Source organism: Streptomyces longisporus (assembly GCF_039532765.1).
GTDB lineage: Bacteria > Actinomycetota > Actinomycetes > Streptomycetales > Streptomycetaceae > Streptomyces > Streptomyces longisporus.
The window spans coordinates 309,226-334,737 of sequence record NZ_BAAASG010000002.1; the positions used below are offsets into that span (position 1 = coordinate 309,226).

Genomic DNA, 25,512 nt, shown 5'->3' on the forward strand with positions numbered 1-25,512 from the left:
GACGAGAATGCCGTCACTGGAAGGCGGCGTGGATCTCCTGTTCGGTGGCGGCGTGCGAGACGACCAGGATCTCGTCGCCGGGCTGGAGCCGCATCTCCGACGCGGGGACGGTGGGTTGGCCGTCGCGGATGACCGTGGCGACGACCGTGCCCGCGGGGAGGGTGACCTCGGCGAGTGTGCGTCCTGCGGCGCGTGACTCGGGTGTGATGGCGGTCTCGATGACGTCGACACCCGCCTTGCTCAGCCGCAGCAGGGCGACGGTGTCCGTGGCGCCGGTGGCCTCCTCGATGAGGGAGATCAGCGGAGTTGCGGCGGGGACTGCGGTGTCGACGCCCCAGTTCCGGTCGAACAGCCAGGTGTTCTCGGTGTCGTTGACGCGTGCCGCGACCCTGGGCACCTCGAACTGCCGCTTGGCGAGCAGGCTGATGACGAGGTTGTCCTCGTCGTCCCCGGTGGCCGCGATGACGAGGTCGGCCGTCAGCACGCCCGAGTGCTCCAGGATCGCGGGTTCGCAGGCGTCCCCCGTCACGAGACGTACGGGCAGGTGGCCCTTGAGTGCGGCGACGCGGTCCTCGTCGATGTCGACGAGTGTGACGTCGCTGCGGGCCGCGGCGAGCACCTGGGCGATCTGGGTGCCCAGGCGCCCCGCACCGGCGATGAGAGCCTTCATGTCCCCAGCTCCTTGTCCAGAAAGCCGCGCAGGCGCCCGAGCGCGGTCGCCGCGACGGCGAAGGTGACCAGGTCGCCGGGCTCGGCGCGGGTGCTGTGGGCAGGCACCAGCGAGCGGCCCGCGCGGGTGACCTCGACGACGCGGATCTCGCCGTCCACGTCGAACTCGGCCAGCCGGCGTCCGCTGAGGTAGGGCGGCAGCTCGGAGCGGACCAACAGGGTCTCGCCGTTGCCGAAGGTCAGTTCCGGTGTGAGGTGGCGGTGCAGGAGCATCTGGTGGATCTGGTGCACCGTCCAGCGGACGCTGGCGATGGTGGGGATGCCCAGGTCGCGGTAGATGTCGGCGCGCCGCGGGTCGTAGATGCGGGCCAGGACGACGGGCACCCGGTAGGTCTCCTTGGCGGTGCGCGCGCTGACGATGTTGCTGTTGTCGCCCGAGGTGGCGGCCACGAACGCGTCGGCGTGCTCGATCCCGGCGCCTTCGAGCACGGACCGGCTGTAGGCGTTGCCCTCGTGGAACCGGCCCGGGAAGCCGGCCGGCAGCAGTCTGCGGGTCCTGGCGCTGCGGTCGATGAGCTCCACGTCGTGGCCTTCTGCCACGAGCTGGACGGCGAGTGCGGATCCCACCCGGCCGCAGCCCGCGATGATCACCCTCATCGCACTCCCTCCTTCCGGCCGACAGGCCGACGGTGTCGCAGCCACCCCTTGCGGGCCTCCTCGGCCGCCAGCAGCAGCACGCCGAAGCCGACGAGAACGGCCCAGTCGGCGGCGGCGAGCGGGGCGGTGTGGAACAGGGCCTGCAGGGGCGGCGCGTAGCTGATGGCCGCCATCAGTGCGATGCCGAAGCAGCCGGCCGCCAGCAGCCAGGGATTGGACAGCAGACCGGTCCGGAACACGCTCTGCCGGTCGGTGCGCACGGCGAGCGCGTTGAAGAACTGGCTGACCACGATCCCGGCCTGGACCATGGTGATCGCCTCCCGGTAGACGGGGTCGTCCTTGGTGAAGTCGGCGTACGGGATGCCGGAGGCGTGGATGTGCCAGAAGAACACGGCGCACACGCCGAGGGACTGGATACCGCCGAGGAACAGGATCCGTCCCATCACGGAGGTGGAGAACAGCCGTTCGCGCCGGGCGCGCGGCGGGCGGTCCATGACGTCCGGCTCCGGCGGCTCGGCGCCCAGGGCCAGTGCGGGCAGGACGTCGGAGCCGAGGTCGATCGCGAGGATCTGTACGGCGGTGATCGGCACCAGGGGGAATCCCGCGAAGGTAGCGGCGAGGATCGGCATCAGCTCGGCGATGTTGTGGCTGAAGAGGTAGATCAGGAACTTGCGGATGTTCTGGTAGACGGAACGGCCCAGGCGTACCGCCGTGGTGATGGAGGCGAAGGAGTCGTCCAGCAGCACCATGACGGCGGCCTCCCGGGCGACATCGGTGCCGGAGGCACCCATGGCGACGCCGATGTCCGCGTGTTTGAGGGCCGGAGCGTCGTTGGCGCCGTCGCCGGTGACGGCGACGGTCTCGCCGCGCTGCTGCAGGGCTGTGACCACCCGCATCTTGTGCTCGGGGCTGACCCGGCACAGCAGCAGTTCGCCCGAGTCGGCGAGCAGGGCGTCCAGAGCCTCGTCGTCGAGCGTGTCCAGCCGGGTGCCGGTGACCACGGTGGGGTCGGGCCGGCGGACGATGCCGACGCGGCGGGCTACGGCTTCCGCGGTCAGCGGGTGATCGCCGGTGACCATGACGATGCGGATGCCCGCGTGCCGGCAGGCGTCGACGGCGTCGCTGACCTCGGGCCGGGGCGGATCCTGCATGCCGACGAGGCCCAGCAGGGCAAGGCCCGACTCGGTCTCGTCCTGGGTGGGACGGCCGTCGGGCAGGGACCTGGACGCCACCGCCAGGACCCGCAGCCCCTGGGCGGCCAGTTCGTCGTTGGCGCCGAGCACCGCCGCCCGGAGGTCTTCGGTCAGCGGCTGCCGCTCGTCCTTCCATACGACGGCGCCGCAGCGGGCGAGCAGCTCCTGCGGCGCACCCTTGACGCAGGCGCGGAGATCACCGTCGGGGCTGCGGTGCACGGTGCTCATCAGCTTGCGGGTCGAGTCGAAGGGGAACTCCGTCACGCGTGGCGTCGATGCTTCTTCGGCTGCCAGGTCCACGCCGGCCTTGGCGGCGGCGACGAGGATGGCTCCCTCCGTGGTGTCGCCGAGGACGCGCCAGCCGTCGTGGTCCGCGGGCGGGACCATCCGGGCGTCGCAGCACAGTGCCGCCGTACGGAGCAGTTCGTGCACCGGCTGTGGGTCGGTCACCTCACCGACGGGCGCGTACCCGACGCCGGAAACGGGATGGGGGACACCGCCCGCCCACACCTGGACGACGGTCATCTCGGCCTGGGTGAGGGTGCCGGTCTTGTCCGTGCACACGACGGTGGTGGAGCCCAGCGCCTCCACCGCCAGCAGCTTCTTGACCAGCGCGTGCCGACGGGCCATGCGCCGTACGCCGATGGCCAGGGACACGGACAGCGTCGCGGGCAGGCCTTCGGGCACCAGGGCCACCATCACGCCGAGAGCGAAGACGAAGGTCTCGACGAGCGGCCGCCCGGCGGGCAGCCGCACCGCGAACAGGAGTGCTCCGATCGCCAGCGCCGCGCCCGCAACCCTGCGGGCCATGGAGGCCACTTGGAGCTGCAGGGGGGTCTTCTGGCGGGGCGCGGCGGACGCGAGCTGGAAGATGCGCCCGAACTCGGTCGCCGCGCCCGTCGCGAACACCACGGCCTTCGCGGACCCCGCCACCACGTCGGTCCCCATGAACACGCAGTTACGAGCCTCGAGCACCGGCCCGGCCGCCACCGGCTGGCGGGTACGGCCGACGGGGTCGCTCTCCCCCGTCAGCGCCGCGTTGTTCACCGCGAGTTCGTGCGCCTCCACGAGACGGCAGTCCGCCGAGACCGCGTCACCTGCCTCCAGGACCACGACATCCCCGGGGACCAGGTCACGCGCAGGCAGCTCCTGCCGCTCCCCGCCGCGCAGCACCCGGCAGGTGTGGGGCACCATCGCCTGGAGCGACTCGGCGGTCCGCTCGGCGGAGTACTCCTGGACGAAGCCGATGGCCGCGTTCAGCAGCACCACGCAGAGAATCGCGACGGCGAGCTGCAGGGTCCCCACGTCCCGGGGGTGTTGAAGACCGTAGGCCAGGAAGGTGATCGCGGACGCGACGACGAGTACCACCGCGAACAGGTCCGTGAACTGGCCGGCGAGGTCCCGCCACCAGCCTCTGCGCCGGGCCCTGGGCAGCTCGTTGGGGCCATGGCGCTCCCGCCGTACGGCCACGTCGGCCGGTGCCAGCCCGCGGGGTGAGCTGTCCAGGGCGGCGAAGACGTCCCGGGTGGCCAGTGTCTGCACCAGGGGGCCGCTCGTCGTCACGGCGTGACCACGAGCCGGGCGATGGCCTCGGACGCCGCAACGGGGCGGTCCCTGACGGCGTCGCGGCAGTCAGCGTGGCGAGCGGCCATGTCCTCATCGTGGAGTCCGTCGTTCCGGGCCGCAATCCCGGAACCGGGCATCGCGTACGGTGTCCGCGGCGACGCATGCACAGCGTTCATCCGTCGAGGATCCATCGCGTCGGGCCTCGCTGGCGCGGGGCCGTACGGGCTCCGTGGGAGAGCCGTTCGGCCCCCGTAGGGCTGCACGCGCGGCTGGCGGGGACCCTGCGCGGGGCGGTCTGTCGATCCACGGCCCTCGACGAGGCCCGGCGGACCAGCGGGCGGCATCCCCTGCGGCGCTGGCCGGACCGAGGTCACGGCTGCCGGTGGGCGGACGCGGTTGGTCCGGTGGGCTGGTCCTCGGCGCGCGCGGGCGGGTTGACCCGCGAGTAGGCGTGAAACGCCCACCTCAGGGAGCTGGCACGGTCGATCTGCACCACCTTGGCGATGTCGAACTCGACCACTCGCAGGGCCCCGGGGTACTTCTGGACGCGGGCGGGGTCCCAGTGGATCCGTCCCTGTCCGGTCAGCTGCAGCGTGTGACCGTTTTCCCAGTCCAGGAAGAGCAGACCGGTCGCCGGGTTGAGGTGCATGTTGCCGAGCGTCATATAGAACTGATTACCGGCGTAGTCCGGCCAGACGATGGTGCGCGGGCCGGCGACCGTGACGAATCCCGGCATGCCGCCGCGGTGCGAGGAGTCGGCGCCGTGCCCGGGCGAGAAGCTCGCGACGAAGAACGTGTCGGCGCCCTGGATCCACCGCTGCTGGTCTTCACTGAGCTCTTCGCCGGTCACGGCCGGTTCGGCGGCGCCGGGTACGGACTGCTTGACGGTGCGCGTCTGAAGGTACTTCGGGCAGTTGCCCAGCACCTGCTCGGTCCGTACGACGAGGCGGTTCCCGTCCCGCCCGGCGACGCCGTTCATCCGGATCCGACGTCGTGTCTGCGGCTGGAGGGCGAGCACACCGATGTCCCGTTCGGTGCGGAAGGCCTCGCGGAGCGGATCACCGGGCGCGGGCAACGCGTCGATGACGACGGTCCGTTCGTCCGCCGCTTGGGCGAAGCCGGCCGGCCCGTCGACGACGGTCGACCAGACCGCACCCGCGTCGTCGGCCCCGGCGATGACGAGCATGCGCTGGTCTCGGATGAACGGGACGAACCCATGGGGGATCTCGGGGCCGAACATGGGAGAACCCCATCCGGGCCCGCCTTCGCGCGCCTGCCGCTGGATCGCCTGCTCGCCCTCGTGCTCGACGTTCCTGATATCCATCGATCCTCCTTGGCGCGGGCCTGATCACTTCCAGGCGCGGTCGAGAAAGCCGGCGATCAGTGGCGCGATTTCCGGCAGATGGGTTTCCAGGGCGAAGTGGCCGGTGTCGAAGAGATGGAGTTCGGCGTCGGGCACGTCGCGGAGGTAGGCGCGGGCACCGGGCTCGAGGAAGAAGGGGTCGTTGCTTCCCCAGGTGATGAGGGTGGGCGGGGTGTGCCGGCGCAGCCATGCGTGCCAGTGGTCGTAGTGCTCGACGTTGGTGTGGTAGTCGAAGATCAGTGCCTGCTGGGCGTCCTTGCGGCCGGGCAGGTCGAGGAAGTGCTGGTCGAGCGTGTACCCGTCCGGGGCGATGAGGTCGGGATCGGGGACGCCCGTCTCGTACTGGCTGCGGGTGCCGTCGAGGGTGAGCATGCCCTGGATGGCGTCCTCGGCGCCGGGGGTGTCGGGGGCCAGGCCGATCAGGCCGCGAGCGGCGTCGGAGAGCCCTTCCTCGTAGGCGTTGCCGTTCTGCACGACCAGCCCCGCGATCCGGTCCGGGTGGCGCTCGGCGATACGGAAGCCGATGGGCGCGCCGAAGTCGAAGACGTACATCACGAACCGGTCGAGGCCGAGGCGCCGGACGAAGCCTTCGGTGATGTCGGCGAGCCGGTCGAAGGAGTAGGTGAAGTCGTCCGGCGCCCGGGTGTGGCCGAAGCCGGGGTAGTCCGGGGCGATCAGCCGGTAGCGCGAGCCGAGCACGTCGATGAGGCCGCGGAACTGGTGGGAACCGGACGGAAAGCCGTGCAGGAGCAGCAGTACCGGCGCGTCGGCCCTGCCCGGGAGGGACTCCCGGTAGAAGACGCGGACGCCGTCGACATCGATGTGACGGTGGACGGTGCGGGTGGCTGCGGCAAACATACTAATCCTTCACAGGTCGATGTAAGCATTAGGTATACCCGGATCAGGCTAACGCGTCAATCCAGCGATGTACCATTAGCCGCATGAGCGATCTTGTGCCTCTGACCGGAGAACCGCTGGCTCTGGACCTGGTCAACACCCGTCCGACCGCAGGCGACCTGCTCGCGACTGCGGACGACCTGCGGGCCTGGTGGGCCCTTCAGGCCGACCGTCTGCCGGACGAGGTGCCACAGGCGGTCACCGCCGCGGACCTGGCCGCCGTGCGGGCCGTACGAGAGCACACCGCCCGCGCCCTCGACGACGTCCGCCGAGGCCACGAGCCCCTGGCCGTCGACCTGGACGCGCTCAACCAGGCGCAGCGCGCCGCGCCGGCGATCAACGAGCTGGCATGGAACGGGTCGGCGGTTTCCGCCACCCGCCGACGCGACGCCTCACCGGGCCTACGGCTTGCCGCCTGCCTCGCGGAGGCCGCCGCCGAACTGTTGGCGGATCCGGCGGTCACCAGGATCCGGGAATGCGAGGCGGACGACTGCGTGATGCTCTTTCTCGCCGCCCATCCGCGCCGCCGCTGGTGCTCGGCCACCCGCTGCGGCAACCGGGTGCGCGTCGCCCGCCACTATCAGCGCAACAAGGCCAGATGACCCGCACGTCACGCGCCGTCGGGACCCCGGGCAGCTCCTGGCACCCGGAGACGGGGGCGGCGGTCGCCGCTCAAGGATGAGTGCCGGAATCCGTGGGCCACGCGGTGTTCGCGGAAGCCGATGGGAGATCCCGGTCTTCGGACATGCGGGCCGGGCACTCAGAGGCACACGTACCCTCTCGCCCGGCGCAGCAGAGGCCCCTTCGGCAACCGCTCGGAGCCAACCGGCCCCACGCCTCAACGGTCTGGTCCAGGGCACCGTGGGACCAGGAGGGCATCCGGGAGTGGGAAGCCACCGGGGAGGCACTGCCGAAAAGATCGAGGAACGTCGAGGTGATGTCATGGACGTTCTGCTGGGATACGCGACCGCTCACGGCTCGACGCGCGAGATCGCCGAGCGGCTGGCCGTGCGGCTGACCGAGGCGGGGCTGAAGGCCGAGGCCAGGGCGATGGAGACGGTGGACGACGCCGACGGGTACCGGGCGTTCGTCCTGGGCAGCGCGGTGCACGGGCAGGCCTGGCTCGAGCCGGCCAAGGAGTTCGTGCGCGACAACCTGGACGTGCTGGCCCCACGTCCCCTGTGGATCTTCAGCGTCGGCATGCCCGGCGCGCTGCGCGGGCCCTGGAGAGGCCTGGCACCCAAGGAGATCCCGGGGATCCTGGAGAGCCTGCCGGGTGGCTTGTCGTACCGGGATCACCGGCTCTTCTCCGGCGTCATCACGCGAGAGCAGCTTCCGTTCGGCGCCCGCATCGGGTTCCACCTGATGGGCGGCCGGTTCGGTGACTACCGCGACTGGGACGCCATCGACAGCTGGGCGTCTGGAATCGCCGACGCGCTGGCTCGCGGATGAGGAAACTCAGCCCCGACAGCTGCGCGGCACCCGTGCCGGCCGGGCATGCTCCCCGTAGGCGGGCACGGTCGGGTCCGTCGGCGTGCTCATGACCCCAGCTCGATGTCGATCTCGGGTGGCTCGTGGAGGGTGTTGTGCACCGTGCAGTGCGAGGCCACGGCCAGCAGAGCGGCCCTGCGCTGCTCGGAGAGCTCGGGCGGCGGTACGACCACGATGTGCAGGGAGGCCACGCGGGCCGGGCGGTCGGTGGCCATGGTGAACTCCGTGCGGACGCGCAGCCCGGTGCGGGACAGGCCGTGCCGGTGCAGATAACGGCCCGCGTAGAACGCGACGCAGGTGGCCAGGGAGGCCGCGAAGAGTTCGGTGGGCGTGGGTGCGGTGTCCGTGCCGCCCGCCTCGGTCGGCTGGTCCACCTGAAGCCGGTGCCCGCGGATGTCCAGGGTGTAGACGTCGTGGTCGGTGTGGGTGACCTCGAAACGGTGCCTGTCCGGCTTCTCGTCGTGGGGCTGGTTCGTGCTCAGGGTCTGCGGTGCGCTGCCGGTCATGGCCTGGCCCTTCTCGCTGGTGCACACGGTTGCCACCCTCCAGTCGACCTCGCACGGCGCGGTGGATCGAGGGGCCGACGGGGTGCGGCGGGGGCCTTTCGGCCCTCGCACGGACGGGTGCAGCGAGATACCTTGCGGGGTATTTTCTGCGGGCTGTGACGGCTGGTTCGGCCCTGCGGTTGTACCGAAAGGCGGGACGAACGGCCCTGCCCCCGGGGCCGGGCAGGGACGCAGGCTGGGAGGCGAGACGACGTAGTCGATCCCCTCGTCAGGGAGACGGGCGCCGGGCATGAACTCCGAGGCCACGGGCGCGACCGACCAGACGCGGGTCCTGGTCGTGGAAGACGACCGTGGCATCGCGGAGTCCCTGGTGCGTGGTCTGCGGCAGGCCGGCTATGCGGTCGAGGACGTGCGGACCGGGCGGGCTGCGCTGGCCGCGCCCTCCCCCGACGTGGTGCTGCTGGATCTGGGGCTGCCGGACATCGACGGGGTCGAGGTGTGCCGGCGCCTGCGGGCCCGGTCCACTGCGGCGATCATCGCCGTGACTGCCCGGGGCGAGGAGGCGGACCGGGTGGTCGCCCTGGACGAAGGAGCCGACGACTATCTGGTCAAGCCGTTCGGGCTGGCCGTGCTGCTGGCGCGGATACGGGCGGTGCTGCGCCGTCGGCGCCCGGCGCAGCCGGAGATCCTGCGGCACGGGCCGCTGGCGCTCGACCTGCGCACCCGGCAGGTCTCCGTCGACGGCCGCGCGGTCGCTCTGACGCCGAAGGAGTTCTCCATCCTGGAGTGCCTGGCCGCCGATCCTGGCCGGGTGGTGAGCCGGCGGCAGATCCTGGAGCGGGCGTGGGACGCCCATTGGTACGGGCCCACGAAGGTGCTCGACGTGCATGTCGCGGCGCTGCGCCGCAAGCTCGGCGTGCCGGGGCTGATCGAGACCGTCTACGGGCACGGCTTCCGGCTCGGAGTGGTCCAGGAGTCCCAGGAGCAGCCGTGACCCGCCGGATCGCCTGGACGCTGCTGGCTCTGACCTCCGTACTGCTGGTGCTGGCGGTCGTACCGCTGGCGGCGTCGATGACGGCGCGTGAGCGCGTCTCCTACCGCGACAACCAGCGAGCGGCCACCCGAGTGATCGCCGCGGCCGCCGAGGAACACCTCTCCGACCACAAGCCGGCGACCGCCATGCGCCAGGAACTCGGCACCGCGGCCCGAGCCGGGGACTGCGCCGCGGTCTACGACGCCTCCGCGCGCCTGGTGGCCGGTACGCCCTGTACGGCGGCGCAGGGCGAGGAGGCGGCGGAACTGGTGGGAAAGGTGCTGGCCGGGCATGAGCCGGAGCCGCCGGAGAACGAGGGCCGACTGCTGGTCGCGGAACCGGCCGGCGAGGTGCGCCGCCCGGCAGGAGCTGTGGTACTGGCCCGCTCCGCGGCCCCGCTCGACGCCCGTATCGCCGCGATCTGGGGCTGGTCCGCCGCGATCGGCGCCGCGGGACTGGCCGCGTCCGTGCTGTTGTCCGTCCGTCTCGCGCGCTGGGTCGGCCGTCCTCTCTCGACGCTGGACGCCAGCGCCCGGCGACTGGGCGAGGGGGCCCTCGACGAACGGACCGACGTCAGCGGCGGACCGCCGGAAGTGCGCCGGCTGGCCGCCACCTTCAACACCATGGCGGCCCGCACGGAAGCCCTGGTGCACGGACACCGCGCCATGATCGCGGATGTGTCCCACCAACTGCGCACTCCGCTGGCCGCGTTGCGGCTGCGGCTCGATGTCCTCGCCGCCGACGCGGAAGAAGGCACCGCGACGGAACTGGCCGCCGCCCAGGACGAGATCGCCCGGCTGTCCCGGCTGGTCGACGGACTGCTGGCGGTCGCGCGCGCCGAACAGGCGACGCCTCGCCCGACCGCGGTGCGCGTCGACGAGGTGGTGGCCGAGCGGGTGGCCGCCTGGTCGCCCGTGGCGGAGGAGCGCGGGGTGCAGCTCAGCGCCGGGTCCGCCGGCCCCGCGGTGACCGTCGCGCTGGGCGCGGGCCATCTGGAGCAGATCCTCGACAATCTGATCGCCAATGCGGTGGAGGCCGTGCCCGCGGGCGGGAGCCTTACCCTCGACGACCGCGCGGCGGGCGAACGGGCCCGGGTGCTGGTGCGGGACGACGGGCCGGGGATGACGGCCGAGGCGAAGTCCGTCGCATTCCACCGGTTCGGGAATCCGGAGGCCAGGGGCAGCGGCCTGGGGCTGGCCATCGTCCACCGACTGGTCACGGCCAACGGCGGCACGGCACGCCTGGAGGACACCCCGGGCGGCGGGCTGACCGTCGTACTCGATCTGCCGCTGTGGAGGGAGCGCGGGCACGCACGGGGAGTCACGTCGAGATCCTTACCGGTGGACCGGACGGCGGATCGGAACCGGTAGATCTTTACGGGTTCTGAAGAAGACGCGAACCAGTTCCCGAGTGCCGTCGGCACAGCCTGGAGAAGCACGCCCCCGACGCGGGCCGCCGATTCACCAGGAGCGCTGCCATGGCACCCTCGCCCGACGACTTCCACCGCAACCCCTCCCCGGCCGGTTCCCAGCAGGCGCGCGACCACGGCCTACGGCGCAGCCGCCGCATCACCCGGTGGGTCGCCGTCACCGCCGTGACCGGCGCTGCGGCCCTCGGCAGCCTCTACACCCATCTGCTCCCGGACAGCTCGGCCTCCCCCGCGCCGCCGGGCCCACCCGCACAGCACTCCACCGCTTCCACCGCCGGCACCACGGCACGAGGGGACGACCAGCAGGGCGAGGGCGATGACGAGGGCGCAGCCCCGGCACCACAGCCCCCCGCCCAGCCGCCGGCCGCCTCCCAGGGGCAGCCGCACACCACGACGGGGGCCTCATGACCACCCGCGCCCCGGCACCGGCCCAGACCGCCTTTCCCGCTCTGGGCACCACGGCCGCCCTGCTCGTGACCGACCCGACTGCCCTGCCCGTCGCCACGGCCGTCCTGCGCGCCGAGTTGGCCGCCGTCGACCTCGCGTGCAGCCGTTTCCGGCCCGACTCCGAACTCACCCGCGTGAACCTGGGAGCGGGCACCTCCATGACCGTCAGCGCGTACTTCGCCGAAGCGCTCCAGGTCGCCCTGCGTGCCGCCCGGATCACCGACGGCGCCGTGGACCCTACCGTGGGCAGGGCCGTGATCGCGCTCGGCTACGACCGCACCTTCGCCTCCGTGCGCCCCGACGACGCCCGTCCGCTGCCCGTGTCCCGCCCCGCGCCGGGCTGGCGGCGGATCGTCTTCGACCCGCACACCCGCCGGCTGCGCCTGCCCGCACACACCCGCCTGGACCTGGGCGCCACCGCGAAGGCCCTCGTCGCGGACCGCGCCGCCCGGCGCGCCGCGGCCGCCACCGGCAGCGGGGTCCTCGTCAGTCTCGGCGGCGATCTGGCGACGGCCGGGCCTGCGCCGGAGGGCGGTTGGCGTATCGCACTCGCCGACGACCACGCACAGCCCCCCACGGAACCGGGCCCCGCCGTCGCCGTGACGGGCGGAGCGCTGGCGACCTCCGGCATCCGGGTGCGCACCTGGCGGCGCGACGGGCGCACCCTGCACCACATCGTCGACCCGGCCACCGGTGAGCCCGCCGCACCCGTCTGGCGCACCGTCACCGTCGCGGCCGCCACCTGCGTGGACGCCAACACCGCCAGTACCGCCGCGATCGTGCGGGGCGAGCGGGCCGTGGACTGGCTGCGCGGCACCGCCCTGCCCGTGCGGCTCGTCGGCCTCGACGGCGATGTCGTACTCCTCGGCGGCTGGCCGCCCGATTCCCACGGTCCCGCCCACGGAGGCGCGCGATGACGATCCTGGCGCTGACCGGCAGCCCCCTGTGGTACGCCAGCCGTGCGAGCGGCACCCTCTCCCTGATCCTGCTCACCGCCACCCTGGTGCTCGGGATCGCCTCCGGCGGGCGCTTCGCACCGCGCCGGATCGGCCGGTTCGAGGTCGGGCTGCTGCACCGCAACCTGTCCCTGCTCACGCTGGTGTTCCTCGCCGTGCACGTGGTGACCGCGGTACTCGATCCGTTCGTGCACCTGGGATGGGCGGTGTCCGTGGTGCCGTTCGGGGCGTCCTACCGTCCGCTCTGGCTCGGGCTTGGCACGGCTGCGCTCGATCTGCTGCTGGCGGTGCTGGTGACCAGCGCGCTGCGGCTGCGGCTGGGGGTGCGGCGCTGGAAGGCGGTGCACTGGCTGACGTATGCGGCGTGGCCGTTCGCTCTCTTCCACGGGGTGGCCACCGGCACCGACACCCGCCTCCCCCTCCAGCTGTGGCTGTACGCCGGTTGTCTGGCCTCGGTGGTGGCTGCCGTGTGGTGGCGTCTGGCGAATGCGGGTCCCGGGCGGGTCGCCGGGCGTCTGGTGGCCGCCGTGACCGCGACCGCCGTACCGGTGCTGCTGGCGGGGTTCCTCGCCACGGGACCGCTGCAGCCCGGCTGGACCCAGCGTGCGGCCACGACGACCATCCTGCTCGGAGGTGGACGATGAACTCCTCGGCCGCGGCGCCCTTCGCGCCCGACCACCCCTGGGCCGGGCCGGTCGATCCCGCCGCGGCCCGTCTGCTCGCCGGGTGGTACTCCACCGGGCAACCGGCCACACTCAACGATCATCTGGGGCGCTACGGCCCGCCTCCGGGAAGCCGTGGCTCTATGCCCCTGGTGGAGGCCGTCGAGGCGGCGGGACTCACCGGGCGCGGCGGCGCCGGGTTTCCCACCGCCCGGAAACTGCGTGCCGTCGCGGAGCGCCCTGGCCGCTCGGTGGTCGTCGTCAACGCCATGGAGAGCGAACCCGCCAGCCGCAAGGACCAGTTCCTGCTCGCCGTCGCGCCCCATCTCGTCCTTGACGGTGCCGTCCTGGCCGCCGCCGCGGTCGGCGCCGACACCGTCCACCTGTGCCTGCCCCGCGACCGCACGGCCCAGTACCGGCAGCTCGGGGCGGCTGTGGCCGAGCGCCGGCACGCCCGCCTCGACCGGGTGCGGGTGCGCCTGCACGCCCTGCCGCACGCCTACGTCTCCAGCGAGTCGACCTCGCTGGTGAGCTGGCTCAACGGGGGTCCGGCGCGTCCTCAGGGCAGCCCGCGCACCCACGAACGAGGCGTCGCCCGGCGCCCCACGCTGGTGCACAACGCCGAGACCCTCGCCCACCTCGCGCTCATCGCCCGACACGGTCCCCGCTGGTTCCGGCAGGCCGGCGCCCCGGACGAGCCCGGCACCACACTCGTCACCGTCTCCGGTGCCGTCGCCGCCTCAAGTGTCCTCGAGGCCGCGCTCGGCACCCCCCTCGCCACGGTCCTCGACCGTGCCGGAGGTCCGACGGAACCCGTGCAGGCGGTCCTGCTGGGGGGTTTCGCCGGCACCTGGCTCCCGGCGGAGCATCTGCACACGCCTCTCACCCGGCGCGATCTGGCCCCGCTGGGTGCCGCGCCCGGTGCGGGCGTGCTCGTCGCGCTGGCCCACTCGGCCTGCGGGCTGAGCGAGACGGCGCGGATGCTCGCCTACCTGGCCGCCCACGGCGCCCACCAGTGCGGTCCCTGCCATTTCGGCCTGCCCGCCGTGGCCCAGGACTTCACCGCTCTGGCCGCGGGACGGGCCGACGCGGATCTGCTGTCCCGCCTGCACCGTCGGACCGCTCTGCTGCCGGACCGCGGCGCCTGCCGCCACCCGGACGGCGCCGCCCGTCTCGCGGCCTCCGCGCTGCACACCTTCGCCGAGGACGTCGAGCGGCACCTCACCCACGGAGCCTGCGAGGCGGCTCGTCGGACGCCCCGGATACCCGTACCGCCTGCCACACCCCCGGAGGGATGGCGATGACCCGCACCCGGAGCCTGCGCATCGACCGCATCGCCTGTACGGGCCGGGGCCTGTGCGCGGAACTGCTGCCCGAGCTGATCGACCTCGACGAATGGGGCTACCCCGTGATCGAGGACCGGGCTGTCCCGGAACGGCTGCACACGCACGCCCGCCGCGCCGTCGGCGCCTGCCCCCGCCTGGCCCTGCGCGTCGAGGGCGCCGAGCCGTGACAAGCCCCCGACCACCGCCGGTCAAGTCAGCGGCATCGACTCCGACATGCCCGTACCGGCCTGGGCGCGTACCGCCTCGACCGTCTCCCACTGCTCTGTGTCCAGCAGGGCCAGGGCCGCCGGGAAGACACCGTCCTGTTCCTTGAGGATGTGCTCGCGCAGCAGGTCGAGGGTCTCGATCAGCCGGTTCGGCCAGGCCGGGTCGGCCAGGTACGGTCCGTTCGCCTCGGCCAGGGCCGCTTCGACACGGCGGTGCTCGTCCTCCAAAGCGGCGATCTTCTCGGGGAAGTCGGCGGCCAACGCGGGGAACAGTCCGTACTCCTCGACCTGGGTGTGCGGGCCGAGCACGGCGGAGATCTCGCGGGCGAGCTCCGCCATGTACGCGATCTTGCCGTCACGCTGGGCGTCGCCCGTGGTGGCGAGCGCCAGCATCAGCCACGCCCGGTGGGTGGCGGCCGCGTCTTTCGGCGGTGCGGAGTGGTGCTTCCTCGATGGCTGCAGCATGCCGCCCGTTCCTTCCGCTCGCAGAGGTGCGGCCCCGATGATCTCGGGGCCGCAGGTCCTTCCAGCCGCTCGAGGCGTGCCGGTGGGCCGCCGTCACTATCTGCCGCGGAACGCCGTGGGAGCGTGGGCCAAGAGTCTCGTCGCCGGGCCCGGGGGTCCTCGTCCAGGGAGGGCGGATGGGGCGGTCGGCCCTGTCGGGTTCGGGCATCTCCTGCTTCGGGGCCGGTCAGGGCTGCAGATGCACCCCGTACAGGCTGCGTCCGCCCACGAGTTCGCGGCCGGTGATCAGTTCGGGCTCGATGCGCACGAAGACCTCCTCGGGCGAGGGCGCCCAGGAGCGGGGGCCGGTTCGGGTCAGGCGCTCGTGCTCGTCGGGGTCGCGCACCACGGTGGCCGCCCCGGTGACGACGACGCTCCAGCCGGAGTGCGCCACCGCGTCGACCTCGTCCACCTCGAAGGCGACCACCGTGCCGTCGACGGCGCGGGCCAGTTCGGAGGCCGCCGAGGTGCACAACAGCACCGCGCCGTCGCTGTCGAGGGAGAAGTTGACGGGCAGCACCGCGGGCAGGGCCTGCCGGGTGTGGACGATGCGGCCGACGGGCACCTTCGCCAGGAGACGCAGGCACTCCTGCCGTTCGAGTTCGCGGAAACCGTCGTTCGGATACATGAGCCAGCCCGTCTCTCCCCTGGATGCGACGCTGGAGCGTCCGGTCCATCGTCCGTCGGGTCGCGGCGGTGGGTGAGGGTCCATCGGCCCTGGCCCGGCCGCAGAACGTCCCGCGTCACACCGTGATGCGTCGCCCGGTGATGGCGAGGGGATCGATGCGCACCCACTGGTCGCGGTGGCCGCCGGCCCAGGGCTCGCTGCGGGTGCCCTCGGCGAGCCGGCGCACCTCGTCGGGGTCGGTCACGGTCCGGGCGTGACCCCGGACCAGCACGCTCCAGCCCCTGCTGAACGCGTCGTCGATACGGTCGACCTCGAAGGCGACCTGGCAGCCGGATGCCTGGGACGGTGTGCTGCCGGGTTCGGTGCGGAAGACGATCGCACCCTCGACGACGCTGTAGTTCACCGGCACGACGACGGGCCCGGAGACCGTGGGCACCGCGATGCGCCCCACGCCATGGGTGGAGAGCAGGGCCCGGCACTCCGGGACGCTGAGCGAGGTGAAGTCGGGGCTGCGGGAGGCCTGACCCAGGCCGCTCGGCAGTTCGGTGTCGCCGCCGGTGAGGTCCCGCACGGTGGTCTCAAGGACCTGGGACAGCCGGAGCAGGACGCCGGGGCCCGGTGCGGCGCCGGAGTACTCCTCGAGGTACTGGAGGTAGCCCGGCGCCATCCCGGCACGGGCGGCCGCCTCCGTGCGGCTCAGTCCCAGTTCCGCACGCCGTGCGGCCAGTCGACGTCCGAGATCGCCCAACGCATGTTCCTCGGCCGTGCGGGACGGTGCCTTGTCCGCCATGGCCCCTCACTCCCTCTCGCCCGGCCGGGACACACCCGGCGCCCGGATTGACCTGTAGATCCAGCATGTCCGGATCGCACGGGGCGGACTTGGGCCGGTCGGCCCTGACTGCCGGGCCGGACAGGACCGCTTGTGAGCGCGCGAGGCGCGATGTGCGGTGTCCTACGAGAGGGGGCACCACCGCATCGTTGCGGAGGTGCCCCCGTCAGGGACGCCGAGGTCACATCAGCCAGCGGTTCCGGCTGACGAAGGGCAGTCGCGCCCAGATCTTGCCCAGGCCCCAGGTGGCACCGGCGCCGGCCGCCGCGAGGGCGATGACGACGACGGCGTAGATGACGTGGTAGTCCGCGAACGGGTTGGTCGACATGCTCAGCGACCCGTCGGACAGGTGCTTGGCGGGCGGCCATTCCGCGATCCACATCAGTGCCATCATCGCGGTGCCGGCCACGGCCGCGAGCCGCAGGCCGATGCCCGCGATCAGGGCGAGGCCGATGCCGAGCAGGCCGAGCATGAACAGCCAGTCCGCCCAGCCGGCGCCGGCCCAGTCATGGAAGGTGGACTTCATCGGTCCGGCGGCGACGGAGCTGAGGAATCCCTTGGTCGGCGAGCCGCCGTCGATCCAGCCCTTGCCGGACGGGGTGGCGTAGCCGAAGCCGAAGGTCTTGTCGAGGAAGGCCCACAGGAAGACGAACCCGGTCAGCAGGCGAAGCCCGGCGAGGACGTGTGTGCTGGTCGCCGTGAGGGCGATGGCGCCGGTCTCGTCGACGGGCCGCTGAGCCGTCGCCGGCCTGCGCACGGACGGGAGATGGAACCGCACATGCCGGTGCGGTTGGTCGTGGACTGCCATGGTGCTCATCCCTCTCTAGGGGTGACGCGCGGGTTGACGACTCTCGTTGCGCTTTGAATGTCCCGCTCCGGCAGTCAGGGCCGCAGGGGCTGCGCGGCCCGTGGTGCGGGGCCGAACGTCCCTGCCGCGACGGCCTGTTCAGCTGCCTGCTGCGGTCCCGGTCATCCGGTGGGCACGAGGACCACCGGGCAGTGCGAACGGTGCAGCAGGGTGTGTACGACGTGGCCCAGGTGCGGGCCGGGCCGCTCTGCATGACGGTGGACCCCGATGACGACGACTCCTGCTTCGCGGGTGGCTTCCAGCAGCGCGTGCGCCGGCCCGGCGGTGACGGCGTGGGCCTCGACGCCCACCTGCGGGTGTTGCTCCCGCAGCTCGGAGAGGGCGAAGCGGGGCACTGCCTCCTCCGTGGCGCCGCGTTGGCCGAGTTCCCGCTGTCCGGGGCTTGTTGCGGGCACCGGCGACGGCACTTCGGGGGTGACGTGCCGGTGGGACCAGGAGTGCAGGACACGCAGCCGGGTGCCTCGCCGCTCCGCCTCCTGGAAGGCGTAGGCCGCGGCGTCCGCGTCGGCATCGCCCGCCAGGCCCAGCAGCACCTCTCGGCCGTCGTCGCACCGGTGGTCACCGCGTACGACCAGCAGCGGACTCCGGATGTGCGCGGCCAGGCGCAGGCTCACCGATCCGAAGAGCAGTCCGGTGAATCCGCCCAGTCCGCGGTTGCCCACAACGGTGAGGGCCGCGCCGTCGCTCTCCCGTATCAGGGCCTGGGCCGGGCCGCTCACAGGTGACGCGGTCTCGACCTGCAGGTCGGGATGGTGTGCGCGGATGCGTGCGGCGGCCGACGCGAGGATCGGTCCGGCCTCGTCCTGGTCGCGGACCGCATCGACGATGCGCAGGGCGGCGTGGCGGCGTACTGCCTCCTGAGCCGCCCAGTCCAGCGCCCGTACGGCGGTCAGTGTGCCGTCGACTCCGACGACGACGTACTGGGCAGTCATGTCGCTGTTCCCTTCTGTGCTCCCCGTTCCGTGCTCCTGTATGGCTCTCATGCTCCGGCGGGCCGTCGAGCAGGAAAGGGGCCATCAGTCCCGCCCCTGCCGGAGAGCGACGCTCGATCCGCCGCGCGCGAGCGCATGGAGCCGCCCGGCCCCCACCGGACATGCGCAAAGGGCCGACCGGCCCTACCGCCGTACCTGACATCCCGCTTTGCTCTGTCCATGGCCGACATCAGCACCGGGCCGGCGCCCTGCCACACGGAACGCGTCATCGGGGGCACGACGGTGGTGGAGATGCGCGGCGAGATCGACATGCTCACGGCGACGCCGCTTTCGGCACGCCTCGACACCCTGACCGCAGGCCCGCGCCCCCACCTGGTGCTCGACCTGCGCCCCGTGACCTTCATCGACGGCAGCGGCCTGCGCCTGCTGTGCCGCGCAAGGAACCGCGTGCTGGCCCGGCAGGGCCGGCTCCGGCTGGTGGTCGACAGCGGTCGTCTCCTGCGCATCCTGCGGGTCGCCCTGCTGGCGGACGTCTTCGAGATCCTTCCCGACCTGCACACGGACCACTGCGATGCTCCCGAAGAGGGCACCGTCTCCGCTGCGACGGGCTGACCGCTGCCGCCTGCCAGCCAGAACCGGTCGTTGGTTCGGCAGTTGCGCGTCCGGCACCGCATGCGGGCCGATGGGGGTGGCGGAGTCGTCCGAGTAGTAGCCGAGCCGGATCAGCATCTGCTTCACCCCGGCCTCGGCGCCCGGCTCGGCGCCCGGGTGCTCGGCGAGACCGGAGACAACCCTGATCGCTTCGCCGCCCGCCGATGCCCAGGCAGCCGATGGCGTTGTGAGCGGCACGTCCGGCGGCAGGGATCACTTCCTGCGGTCCCGCTCCAGGGCCGCCTGGTCTCGGTAGTACGTGCGCCAGATCAACCGGTGCACTCGCGTCCAGCGCGGTACGGATCGCACGCCGGGGATGAAGGGCACCAGCATCAGACCCAGGCTGAGCAGGGCCATCAGACCCCAGATCAGGGCGTCGGCGTTGTCCGACGACTTGAAGGGCTCGATCTGATACCAGAAGGTGTACAGCCACAGCCACGCCTGGCCCGGGTAGTCCCCGGTCTCGTTCATCATCCCCCACTGGTCACCGCCGAGGTGCTGGGCACGGGCCAGAGACTCCAGGTGGGAACCGTCGGAGAGGAAGAGCAGCGGACGGGTGTAGTCCGTCTGATAGAACTTGCCCTCCGCTTGAAGTTCACCGTCCAGCGCGCCGCTGCGAGCCAGACCGAGAAGGCGCGAGGTGAGCACGGGGACCGGGCCGTAGTCGCCCTTCGCGGGGGCGCCGCCGCCGGCCTTGGCCAGGGCGTCGGAATAGGCCTTGGTCCATGTCTGCTGCCGGGCGTACGGGGCGCTGGCCCAGGTGGCGAGAGCCGCGGTGACGGCGGGCGGTTCCGGGGCATCGCGCAGGGGTCGAAGCACGAAGTCGTCAGCCGTGTCCACCGGAATGCGGACCCCCGCGGCGCTCTGCAACCCGAGCGGCCCGAGTTTTTGCGCCGCGCCCGACGTGTTGTTGTACGGCGGCCCGTACTGGGCCGTTCCGCTGGTACCGCCGAGCTCGGACACGGCGGTCGCCCTGAAGTCGGCGCCGTCGGCCCGCGACCAGGAGGCCAGTGTCACCGGCTTGACGTCGGGCGAGGAGAAGACAGCCGCCAGGCCCGCGGTGAGCAGCGCGACCACGACCAGCGCGATCGTGAACTCCTTGATCAGGTCGTATGACCTGGTCGGGAAGGCGGCCGGGTCCGGCACGATGGGCTTACGGGGGCGTCGGTTCACCGCGCTGCCTCCTGCGTGGCCACGGCCGCCGGATCGGTGGGGGCGTCGATCGGCGGAACGATCCCGTGCCGCCGGACCAGCAGGATGTGCCAGACCGTCAGCAGGCCGAGGACGAAGGGCAGCAGGACGATGTGCCACATCAGCATCTGCCCGAAGTCCAGCACGTTGAAGAAGGCGCCGATGCCGACCGAGTTGAGCCCGTCCTTGGCCTGCCCGGCGATCCACTGGGAGTCGAAGTTCTGCTGGACCAGGTAGCCGGTGAAGGCAGTACCGATCGAGGCGAAGAAGCACACGGTACCGGTGACCCAGGTCAGCGCCCGCCGACCGCGCCACGCTGCCATGAAGAACTTGCCCCACAAATGGATGACCATGAAGAACATGAACAGCTCGACACTCCACAGGTGCAGGCCGTTCACGTACTTGCCGGTCCCCGAGACGTGCCACCACGCAGGCCCCTTCAGGGCCAGCACCCCGCCCGTGGCCAGGACTACGAGCAGCGCGGCCACGGTGAGCACACCGAAGACGTAGATCCATGAGGCCATGTACGCAGGCTGGGTGTCCGGCAGCAGCTTGTCCGGAGGCAGCGCCCGCAGCACCCGCCTCCGGACCGCTCCGGTCCAGCCTCCGCCGGCCCCGCTCACCTCGCTCATCGCCGGCCTCGCCCGCGGGGGAAGGGCAGGAGCACAGCCGCCGCGAAAACGACCACCATTACCCCGATCACCAGGAGGTTGGCGACGGACAGCTGCACCACGCCCCAGTGCACATAGTGCCCGGTCCCGTTAAGGTCGACCGGTGCTGTGAGCAGGCGCCCGCCGGAGTGGTGTTCCGTCATGAGTGACCCCTCTCAGTGTCCGAGAGCAAGAAGAGCCCTTGTAAGACCCTCGGCCTGACGGCTCGCCCGGACCATAGGCCGAACGACTCAATCCGCACCCAAGACCCACCACTGCCGATGGCCAACATGCCGCCCATGGCGTAATGATCCATCTCCGTGTGGTGGCGAACCGGGCCATGCGCGAGGAGGCCGTCGAGGTGCCGAAGGGCCACGGATTGCGGATGTGCTTGCCGCTGCTGGACGTGTCGGCAGCGGTCGCGCTGCGGAGGCCTGGCTTGCGGGCGCTCTCGCCCGGGACGACGATCGGAGAGCGGGTGTTTTGCCGCTCCCTTACCACTGAGGCATGTGATGGGTCCCACATCACACACCGGTCAGGACAGTCACCCGGACTCCGCCGTGGGGGCGCTGACCCCCACCGGTGACCCGGTGCTTGCCGCACGGTTCAGCGTGCCGGTGGTCCCCAAGACGTTCGTACGCAGACCCCGGCTCACAGAGCAGCTGGATGCCGGAGTCAAGGGGCCGCTGACCCTGGTCGACGGGCCTGCCGGCGCGGGCAAGACCCTGCTGGTCGCCGACTGGATCACGGCAAGGTGCCTGCCGGGGCCCGCCGTCTGGCTGACGGTGGAGCCCGAGGACAGCGGTCCCGGTGTCTTCTGGACCTATGTGCTGCAGGCCTTCCGGCACCATGGGATAGCCCTGCCCGACCAGATCGGCAGCCCGGCCCGCCCCGGAAAGGTGGACCACTCGCTGCTGACCCGCCTCGCGGCCTGGCTGGACGGGCGGGACGAGCCGGTGATCCTCGTCCTGGACGACTTCGACGGGACGTCCGGGTCCGCCGAGGTCGCCGAGGAACTGCAGTTCGTGCTCCGCCACGCGGGCGAGGGCCTGCGTCTGGTGATCATCTGCCGTGCGGAGCCACTGCTGCCCCTGCACCGCTATCGGGCCGCCGGTGAACTCGTCGACATCCGCAGCGCCGACCTGGCGTTCCGTTCCGAGGAGACGGCGGCCCTGGTCGATCGCCACGGGCTGCCGCTGTCGCCGCAGATGGCGCGTGCGCTGACCGAGCGCACGGGCGGCTGGGCGGCCGGACTACGGCTGTCCGCCCTGGCGGCCGAGCACACCGATGACCCGGAAGGCTTCCTGAAGGACTTCGAGGCCGGTCAGAGCACCCTCGCTGACTTCCTGCTGGCCGAGGTGCTCCGCACCCACCCGGAGGAGACCCAGGACCTGCTGCTGCGCACCAGCATCGTCGAGGAAACCCATCCGGATCTGGCCAATGCCCTCACCGGGCGGAACGACGCGGAACCCATTCTGGCGGAGCTGCAGCGCGCGAACGCGTTCGTCGAGCCCATCGGGCATTCCTGGTACCGGCTGCACCCGCTGTTCGCCGAGATCCTGCGGGCCCACCTGCGCGTCCGCCACCCCGGCCTCGAGCCGGAGTTGCACCGGGTGGCTGCCAAGTGGCTGAGCGGGGCGGGCCTGCTGAGCGAGGCCCTCCCGCATGCCGCGGACGCGGGCGACTGGGATCTGGCCGCCGCCGAGCTCATCGACGATCTGGCGATCGGCCGGATGCTCACCGGCCTGGACGCCGAGCGACTGGACGGTCTCTTCGCCCCCATGACCACGGACGCCTCCGGGCCCGCGACCGATCTGGTACGGGCGGCGCGCGAACTGACCCGCCACGACGTGGAGCGGGGTGTCTCCTACCTGCAAGATGCGCAGGAGAAGCTGCCCGACGACCCGCGCGAGGCAGCGGCCGCACAATTCAGCTGTGCCCTGCTGCGCGTGCTCGCCGCCCGGGTGGCGGGCTCCGCGGACATGGCCGAGACGGCAGCCGAGACGGCGGCGGAAGCCGCGCGTGCGCTGCCCGCCGACCTGCTGGAGCAGCGCCCGGAACTGACGGCCCTCATGCTCACCGACCTCGGATCGGCCCAGCTGTGGGCCGGCCGCTTCGACGCCGCTCGTTCGACGCTGTCCGCCGCCGTCCAGGCCGCCCAGGGGCCGTCCACGGCCTTCCCCCGGCATGAAGCCCTCGCCCGACTGGCACTGATCGACTATCTGCACGGCTGGCCCGGCCACGCCGAGTCGCATGCCAGAGCGGCGATCTCCGAGGCCGACCACTCCGGTCTGCCGGCGTCCGCGCGAACGGGGGTGGCCCAGCTCGTACTCGCCGCCGTCGCCATCGACCGGGGCGAGCTCGTGGCGGCGCGGGACCACCTCCAGCAGGCCGTCGCCTCGTCCGCCGCGTCCCGCGATCCCATCGTGGCCGTCGAACTGGCACTGCTGGGTTCCCGGATGCGGCTTGCGAAGGGGGATCCCCAGGGGGCGCTCCAGGATCTCGACGCGATGGCGGAGAAGCCGCTGACCTCTGCCGACCCTTCCCCGTGGGTGCACGACCGGATCGCGATGGCCCGGGCCGCCGTACGGCTCGCCGAGGACGACCCCCGGGCCGCGGTGCAGGTCTTCGAGGACCAGCCGCCGCACACCCCGGAGGGCCTGGTGGCCGAGGCCCGGGCGTACCTGGCCGCCGGTGCGGGCCGGCGGGCACTGGGCATCCTCGACGCACTCGCCGACGACCCCGGTCGTGGACCGGGCATCACGGCCTGGGCTCTGGTGGCTCGGGCACAGGCCGTCGATGCCCTGGGCGAGGCCGCCACCGCGGAGAGCCTGGTGCTGCGTGCCCTCGCGGTCTCCCGCCCTCATCAGCTGAGGAGGCCCTTCCGTGAAGCCGGGCCGTGGCTGGGGCGGCTGCTGAGCCGCCGGCCCGCGCTCACGCAGGGACATGACTGGCTGGCCACCGCGCAGGACGGGCGCTCCCCTGCCCCGCATACGAAGCCGGGATCCGTGATCCCGTCCCGGGAGGCTCTCAGCGAGCGGGAGCGGGACGTGCTGGGGCGGGTGGCGCAGCTGATGTCCACCGACGAGATCGCTGACGATCTTCATCTGTCGGTCAACACGGTCAAGACGCACCTGAAGAGCATCTACCGCAAGCTGGCCGTGAGCCGGCGTGGCGAGGCGGTACGCCGGGCCCGGGAGCTGGGTCTGCTGTGACGCCCGTTCACCTGCCCGGGGTGATGTCCCCGGCCTCCTGCCGCCGCAGCATGGAGACACAGAGACACCAAGGACCGGACGACGTCGAGAGAAGCCTGCTCATGCGCTATGAGATCCGCGTCGACGGGCAGATGTCGGACACGCTGACTGCGGCGTTCCCCGAGTTGGACAGCTTCGTCGCACCCCGCCAGACCGTGCTGTTCGGCGAGGTCACCGACGAGGCACATCTGTTCGGCCTGTTGGCGCGGTTCCAGTCGCTCGGTCTGCACGTGGTGGAGATGCGTCGGCTCCCGGCGTGAGAAGACAAAAACAAGACCCCGTACGTGAAGACAAGACCCCGTACGTACAGCTGGGTCGGCCCCTCTCCAAGGAGTGGGGCCGACCCTGTCCGCCGTCACATGCCCAGCAGCCGTGACTTGGCGGCGGCGAACTCCGCCTCCGTCAGCACTCCTTGGTCGCGCAGCTCTCCGAGCCGCGTCAGCTCGTCGAGCAGGCCGCTGCCCGCGGACGGCTGGGGGGCGGCAGCGGGCGCGGCAGGTGCCGCGGTGGCCTGCTGCGCCTGGAGCTGGTCGATGGCCGCCTGCTGGTCCGCTTCGTGCTGCTGGGCCGCCGCGGCCCGGCGGCCGGCGGCGTATGCGGTGCCGCCGACCAGAGCGCCGCGCAGCAGGGGACGGCGTCGTCCGAGAGGCATCGTCAGGTCCTTTCCGTTCCGCAGTCGTGCCGCCGCATGCGGGCGTCACGTCAGTGTCTGCGGCGTGGCTGCGCCGCTCAGTTCCGCCTCCACCTCGGCGATCTGCTCATGAGGAATGCGCACCGTGGCCAGCAGACGGCCGTTGTGGCGACGGACCTCCTCGGCCGCCTCCCGGGCCCACACGTTCTCCACCAGCAGGGCGAGGACGGTGGTGTCGGGATCCATCACCATGGCGATCTCGTTGACGTCGTCGAGGCCGACCATCCCGAGCGTGCGGCGCGCGGCGATGTCGGCGGCCACGTCGCCCAGGTTCGCGATGTCCGACAACTCGGTCCTGCCGATGCGCCCGTCCGGGCCCTTCGTCACCACCAGCGCATCGAGGATGCGGACGTCATTGCGGCGTTCGATTTCCTGCACCGCCGCCAGGAAGGAGTCGGGAGGCTGGCCGGCCGGGAACGAAAGGATGATCAGGTCGATCGGTCCGAGGATGCTCATGCCGGTGCTCCGTTCTTCCTCGGGCTGTGTGCCGTGCGCGGTCAGTGCGAGGCGAGGATCTTCGCCTTGGCCTGCGCGTACTCGGTGTCGGTGATGTCGCCGTGGTCGTGCAGCCCGGCGAGTTTGGCCAGTTCGTCCGCACTGGTCCGCTCGGGGGCGGGAGTCTCGGAGGCGGCTTCACGGACGTAGGAGCGGAAGGCCTGCTCCTGCTGCTGCATCTGGCGCCGGTCGCGTTCGCCCATGCCTCGCCCGCGGGCGATCAGGTAGACGAAGACGCCGAGGAACGGCAGCACGCAGACGAAGAGCGTCCAGCCCGCTTTGCCCCACCCGTTCATGCGGTCGTCCCGGAAGATGTCCCCGATGACCCGGAAGAGCAGTACGAACCACATGATCCACAGGAAGAAGTAGAGCATGGTCATGAACGCACTGAGGAGGGG

Annotated in this window: 28 protein-coding genes; 12 read left to right on the forward strand and 16 right to left on the reverse strand. The window is 71.9% G+C overall.

Features of this window, described 5'->3' with window-relative positions; genetic code table 11:
* Positions 1–13: 13 nt before the first annotated feature.
* From ABD355_RS02985 to ABD355_RS03005, 5 genes are all read right to left on the reverse strand, one after another.
* A complete protein-coding gene (locus tag ABD355_RS02985) occupies positions 14–670 on the reverse strand; it encodes a potassium channel family protein (RefSeq protein ID WP_344398432.1) in 657 nt (218 codons plus the stop codon).
* On the reverse strand, positions 667–1,326 hold the full coding sequence (locus ABD355_RS02990) for a potassium channel family protein (RefSeq protein ID WP_344398433.1): 660 nt from the start codon (positions 1,324–1,326) through the stop codon (positions 667–669). The genes ABD355_RS02985 and ABD355_RS02990 overlap by 4 nt, the downstream gene beginning before the upstream one ends.
* Entirely contained in the window at positions 1,323–4,082 is a 2,760-nt protein-coding gene (locus tag ABD355_RS02995) for a cation-translocating P-type ATPase (RefSeq protein ID WP_344398434.1), read from the reverse strand. The genes ABD355_RS02990 and ABD355_RS02995 overlap by 4 nt, the downstream gene beginning before the upstream one ends.
* A 373-nt stretch (positions 4,083–4,455) precedes the next feature.
* Positions 4,456–5,409, reverse strand: a complete 954-nt coding sequence (locus ABD355_RS03000) for a pyridoxamine 5'-phosphate oxidase family protein (RefSeq protein WP_344398435.1) — start codon at positions 5,407–5,409, stop codon at positions 4,456–4,458.
* Between the two features lie 24 nt (positions 5,410–5,433).
* Positions 5,434–6,306, reverse strand: coding sequence for an alpha/beta fold hydrolase (locus tag ABD355_RS03005; protein WP_344398436.1), 873 nt, complete (start codon positions 6,304–6,306; stop codon positions 5,434–5,436).
* 83 nt (positions 6,307–6,389) lie between these two features.
* On the opposite strand from ABD355_RS03005, the gene ABD355_RS03010 reads away from it, so the two are divergent.
* Both ABD355_RS03010 and ABD355_RS03015 read left to right on the forward strand, forming a co-directional pair.
* Positions 6,390–6,947, forward strand: a complete 558-nt coding sequence (locus tag ABD355_RS03010) for a CGNR zinc finger domain-containing protein (protein ID WP_344398437.1) — start codon at positions 6,390–6,392, stop codon at positions 6,945–6,947.
* Positions 6,948–7,287: 340 nt separating this feature from the next.
* Complete coding sequence (locus ABD355_RS03015; RefSeq protein WP_344398438.1) at positions 7,288–7,797, forward strand: flavodoxin domain-containing protein; 510 nt, start codon at positions 7,288–7,290, stop codon at positions 7,795–7,797.
* Between the two features lie 86 nt (positions 7,798–7,883).
* Here the strand turns inward: ABD355_RS03015 and ABD355_RS03020 are convergent, their stop codons facing one another.
* Positions 7,884–8,369 carry an OsmC family protein gene (locus ABD355_RS03020; protein WP_344398439.1) on the reverse strand — a complete coding sequence of 162 codons (486 nt, stop codon included), beginning with the start codon at positions 8,367–8,369 and terminating at the stop codon, positions 7,884–7,886.
* 262 nt (positions 8,370–8,631) lie between these two features.
* On the opposite strand from ABD355_RS03020, the gene ABD355_RS03025 reads away from it, so the two are divergent.
* The 7 genes from ABD355_RS03025 to ABD355_RS03055 all read left to right on the forward strand — a co-directional run bounded on the left by ABD355_RS03025 (position 8,632) and on the right by ABD355_RS03055 (position 14,382).
* Positions 8,632–9,336, forward strand: coding sequence for a response regulator transcription factor (locus tag ABD355_RS03025; RefSeq protein ID WP_344398440.1), 705 nt, complete (start codon positions 8,632–8,634; stop codon positions 9,334–9,336).
* Positions 9,333–10,745: a sensor histidine kinase gene (locus ABD355_RS03030; protein ID WP_344398441.1), complete on the forward strand. Its 1,413-nt coding sequence runs from the start codon at positions 9,333–9,335 to the stop codon at positions 10,743–10,745. Before ABD355_RS03025 ends, ABD355_RS03030 begins: the two co-directional genes overlap by 4 nt.
* A gap of 107 nt (positions 10,746–10,852) precedes the next feature.
* Positions 10,853–11,212 carry a hypothetical protein gene (locus tag ABD355_RS03035; RefSeq protein ID WP_344398442.1) on the forward strand — a complete coding sequence of 120 codons (360 nt, stop codon included), beginning with the start codon at positions 10,853–10,855 and terminating at the stop codon, positions 11,210–11,212.
* Positions 11,209–12,168, forward strand: coding sequence for an FAD:protein FMN transferase (locus ABD355_RS03040; protein ID WP_344398443.1), 960 nt, complete (start codon positions 11,209–11,211; stop codon positions 12,166–12,168). The genes ABD355_RS03035 and ABD355_RS03040 overlap by 4 nt, the downstream gene beginning before the upstream one ends.
* Positions 12,165–12,851 carry a ferric reductase-like transmembrane domain-containing protein gene (locus tag ABD355_RS03045; RefSeq protein ID WP_344398444.1) on the forward strand — a complete coding sequence of 229 codons (687 nt, stop codon included), beginning with the start codon at positions 12,165–12,167 and terminating at the stop codon, positions 12,849–12,851. The genes ABD355_RS03040 and ABD355_RS03045 overlap by 4 nt, the downstream gene beginning before the upstream one ends.
* Complete coding sequence (locus ABD355_RS03050) at positions 12,848–14,173, forward strand: NADH-ubiquinone oxidoreductase-F iron-sulfur binding region domain-containing protein (protein ID WP_344398445.1); 1,326 nt, start codon at positions 12,848–12,850, stop codon at positions 14,171–14,173. Before ABD355_RS03045 ends, ABD355_RS03050 begins: the two co-directional genes overlap by 4 nt.
* A complete protein-coding gene (locus ABD355_RS03055) occupies positions 14,170–14,382 on the forward strand; it encodes a ferredoxin (protein WP_344398446.1) in 213 nt (70 codons plus the stop codon). Before ABD355_RS03050 ends, ABD355_RS03055 begins: the two co-directional genes overlap by 4 nt.
* 21 nt (positions 14,383–14,403) lie before the next feature.
* Here the strand turns inward: ABD355_RS03055 and ABD355_RS03060 are convergent, their stop codons facing one another.
* The 5 genes from ABD355_RS03060 to ABD355_RS03080 all read right to left on the reverse strand — a co-directional run bounded on the left by ABD355_RS03060 (position 14,404) and on the right by ABD355_RS03080 (position 18,182).
* Complete coding sequence (locus tag ABD355_RS03060; protein WP_344398447.1) at positions 14,404–14,886, reverse strand: hemerythrin domain-containing protein; 483 nt, start codon at positions 14,884–14,886, stop codon at positions 14,404–14,406.
* A 226-nt stretch (positions 14,887–15,112) separates the two neighbouring features.
* Positions 15,113–15,553 carry a pyridoxamine 5'-phosphate oxidase family protein gene (locus ABD355_RS03065; protein ID WP_344398448.1) on the reverse strand — a complete coding sequence of 147 codons (441 nt, stop codon included), beginning with the start codon at positions 15,551–15,553 and terminating at the stop codon, positions 15,113–15,115.
* A 115-nt stretch (positions 15,554–15,668) separates the two neighbouring features.
* A complete protein-coding gene (locus tag ABD355_RS03070; RefSeq protein WP_344398449.1) occupies positions 15,669–16,343 on the reverse strand; it encodes a pyridoxamine 5'-phosphate oxidase family protein in 675 nt (224 codons plus the stop codon).
* A gap of 220 nt (positions 16,344–16,563) precedes the next feature.
* The gene (locus ABD355_RS03075; RefSeq protein WP_344398450.1) at positions 16,564–17,190 is read right to left on the reverse strand and encodes a hypothetical protein; all 627 of its coding nucleotides are present in this window, start codon (positions 17,188–17,190) and stop codon (positions 16,564–16,566) included.
* A 161-nt stretch (positions 17,191–17,351) separates the two neighbouring features.
* The gene (locus ABD355_RS03080; RefSeq protein WP_344398451.1) at positions 17,352–18,182 is read right to left on the reverse strand and encodes a universal stress protein; all 831 of its coding nucleotides are present in this window, start codon (positions 18,180–18,182) and stop codon (positions 17,352–17,354) included.
* Positions 18,183–18,401: 219 nt separating this feature from the next.
* Here ABD355_RS03080 and ABD355_RS03085 point away from each other — a divergent pair, with 219 nt between their 5' ends.
* Positions 18,402–18,794, forward strand: a complete 393-nt coding sequence (locus ABD355_RS03085; protein ID WP_344398452.1) for an STAS domain-containing protein — start codon at positions 18,402–18,404, stop codon at positions 18,792–18,794.
* A 252-nt stretch (positions 18,795–19,046) separates the two neighbouring features.
* Here ABD355_RS03085 and ABD355_RS03090 read toward each other — a convergent pair whose 3' ends face one another.
* The gene (locus ABD355_RS03090; protein ID WP_344398453.1) at positions 19,047–20,006 is read right to left on the reverse strand and encodes a hypothetical protein; all 960 of its coding nucleotides are present in this window, start codon (positions 20,004–20,006) and stop codon (positions 19,047–19,049) included.
* Entirely contained in the window at positions 20,003–20,656 is a 654-nt protein-coding gene (locus tag ABD355_RS03095) for a cytochrome b N-terminal domain-containing protein (RefSeq protein WP_344398454.1), read from the reverse strand. Before ABD355_RS03095 ends, ABD355_RS03090 begins: the two co-directional genes overlap by 4 nt.
* A 530-nt stretch (positions 20,657–21,186) precedes the next feature.
* On the opposite strand from ABD355_RS03095, the gene ABD355_RS03100 reads away from it, so the two are divergent.
* Positions 21,187–23,889 carry a winged helix-turn-helix domain-containing protein gene (locus ABD355_RS03100; RefSeq protein ID WP_344398455.1) on the forward strand — a complete coding sequence of 901 codons (2,703 nt, stop codon included), beginning with the start codon at positions 21,187–21,189 and terminating at the stop codon, positions 23,887–23,889.
* A 101-nt stretch (positions 23,890–23,990) separates the two neighbouring features.
* On the forward strand, positions 23,991–24,188 hold the full coding sequence (locus tag ABD355_RS03105; protein ID WP_344398456.1) for a hypothetical protein: 198 nt from the start codon (positions 23,991–23,993) through the stop codon (positions 24,186–24,188).
* A gap of 95 nt (positions 24,189–24,283) precedes the next feature.
* On the opposite strand, the gene ABD355_RS03110 is transcribed toward ABD355_RS03105, so the two are convergent.
* Genes ABD355_RS03110 through ABD355_RS03120 form a run of 3 tightly spaced genes read right to left on the reverse strand, consistent with a single transcriptional unit; the run spans position 24,284 to position 25,494 of the window.
* Entirely contained in the window at positions 24,284–24,580 is a 297-nt protein-coding gene (locus tag ABD355_RS03110) for an SHOCT domain-containing protein (protein WP_344398457.1), read from the reverse strand.
* Positions 24,581–24,625: 45 nt separating this feature from the next.
* Complete coding sequence (locus tag ABD355_RS03115) at positions 24,626–25,075, reverse strand: DUF6325 family protein (RefSeq protein WP_344398458.1); 450 nt, start codon at positions 25,073–25,075, stop codon at positions 24,626–24,628.
* Between the two features lie 41 nt (positions 25,076–25,116).
* Complete coding sequence (locus ABD355_RS03120) at positions 25,117–25,494, reverse strand: SHOCT domain-containing protein (protein ID WP_344399032.1); 378 nt, start codon at positions 25,492–25,494, stop codon at positions 25,117–25,119.
* Between the last annotated feature and the right edge of the window lie 18 nt (positions 25,495–25,512).

Bases quoted from the DNA above. Each gene is read 5' to 3' on its own strand.
- ABD355_RS02985 (WP_344398432.1), bottom strand. From the start codon at position 670: ATGAAGGCTCTCATCGCCGGTGCGGGGCGCCTGGGCACCCAGATCGCC.
- ABD355_RS02990 (WP_344398433.1), bottom strand. From the start codon at position 1,326: ATGAGGGTGATCATCGCGGGCTGCGGCCGGGTGGGATCCGCACTCGCC.
- ABD355_RS03000 (WP_344398435.1), bottom strand. From the start codon at position 5,409: ATGGATATCAGGAACGTCGAGCACGAGGGCGAGCAGGCGATCCAGCGG.
- ABD355_RS03005 (WP_344398436.1), bottom strand. From the start codon at position 6,306: ATGTTTGCCGCAGCCACCCGCACCGTCCACCGTCACATCGATGTCGAC.
- ABD355_RS03010 (WP_344398437.1), top strand. From the start codon at position 6,390: ATGAGCGATCTTGTGCCTCTGACCGGAGAACCGCTGGCTCTGGACCTG.
- ABD355_RS03015 (WP_344398438.1), top strand. From the start codon at position 7,288: ATGGACGTTCTGCTGGGATACGCGACCGCTCACGGCTCGACGCGCGAG.
- ABD355_RS03025 (WP_344398440.1), top strand. From the start codon at position 8,632: ATGAACTCCGAGGCCACGGGCGCGACCGACCAGACGCGGGTCCTGGTC.
- ABD355_RS03035 (WP_344398442.1), top strand. From the start codon at position 10,853: ATGGCACCCTCGCCCGACGACTTCCACCGCAACCCCTCCCCGGCCGGT.
- ABD355_RS03040 (WP_344398443.1), top strand. From the start codon at position 11,209: ATGACCACCCGCGCCCCGGCACCGGCCCAGACCGCCTTTCCCGCTCTG.
- ABD355_RS03045 (WP_344398444.1), top strand. From the start codon at position 12,165: ATGACGATCCTGGCGCTGACCGGCAGCCCCCTGTGGTACGCCAGCCGT.
- ABD355_RS03050 (WP_344398445.1), top strand. From the start codon at position 12,848: ATGAACTCCTCGGCCGCGGCGCCCTTCGCGCCCGACCACCCCTGGGCC.
- ABD355_RS03055 (WP_344398446.1), top strand. From the start codon at position 14,170: ATGACCCGCACCCGGAGCCTGCGCATCGACCGCATCGCCTGTACGGGC.
- ABD355_RS03060 (WP_344398447.1), bottom strand. From the start codon at position 14,886: ATGCTGCAGCCATCGAGGAAGCACCACTCCGCACCGCCGAAAGACGCG.
- ABD355_RS03065 (WP_344398448.1), bottom strand. From the start codon at position 15,553: ATGTATCCGAACGACGGTTTCCGCGAACTCGAACGGCAGGAGTGCCTG.
- ABD355_RS03070 (WP_344398449.1), bottom strand. From the start codon at position 16,343: ATGGCGGACAAGGCACCGTCCCGCACGGCCGAGGAACATGCGTTGGGC.
- ABD355_RS03075 (WP_344398450.1), bottom strand. From the start codon at position 17,190: ATGGCAGTCCACGACCAACCGCACCGGCATGTGCGGTTCCATCTCCCG.
- ABD355_RS03080 (WP_344398451.1), bottom strand. From the start codon at position 18,182: ATGACTGCCCAGTACGTCGTCGTCGGAGTCGACGGCACACTGACCGCC.
- ABD355_RS03085 (WP_344398452.1), top strand. From the start codon at position 18,402: ATGGCCGACATCAGCACCGGGCCGGCGCCCTGCCACACGGAACGCGTC.
- ABD355_RS03095 (WP_344398454.1), bottom strand. From the start codon at position 20,656: ATGAGCGAGGTGAGCGGGGCCGGCGGAGGCTGGACCGGAGCGGTCCGG.
- ABD355_RS03100 (WP_344398455.1), top strand. From the start codon at position 21,187: ATGGGTCCCACATCACACACCGGTCAGGACAGTCACCCGGACTCCGCC.
- ABD355_RS03105 (WP_344398456.1), top strand. From the start codon at position 23,991: ATGCGCTATGAGATCCGCGTCGACGGGCAGATGTCGGACACGCTGACT.
- ABD355_RS03110 (WP_344398457.1), bottom strand. From the start codon at position 24,580: ATGCCTCTCGGACGACGCCGTCCCCTGCTGCGCGGCGCTCTGGTCGGC.
- ABD355_RS03115 (WP_344398458.1), bottom strand. From the start codon at position 25,075: ATGAGCATCCTCGGACCGATCGACCTGATCATCCTTTCGTTCCCGGCC.
- ABD355_RS03120 (WP_344399032.1), bottom strand. From the start codon at position 25,494: ATGACCATGCTCTACTTCTTCCTGTGGATCATGTGGTTCGTACTGCTC.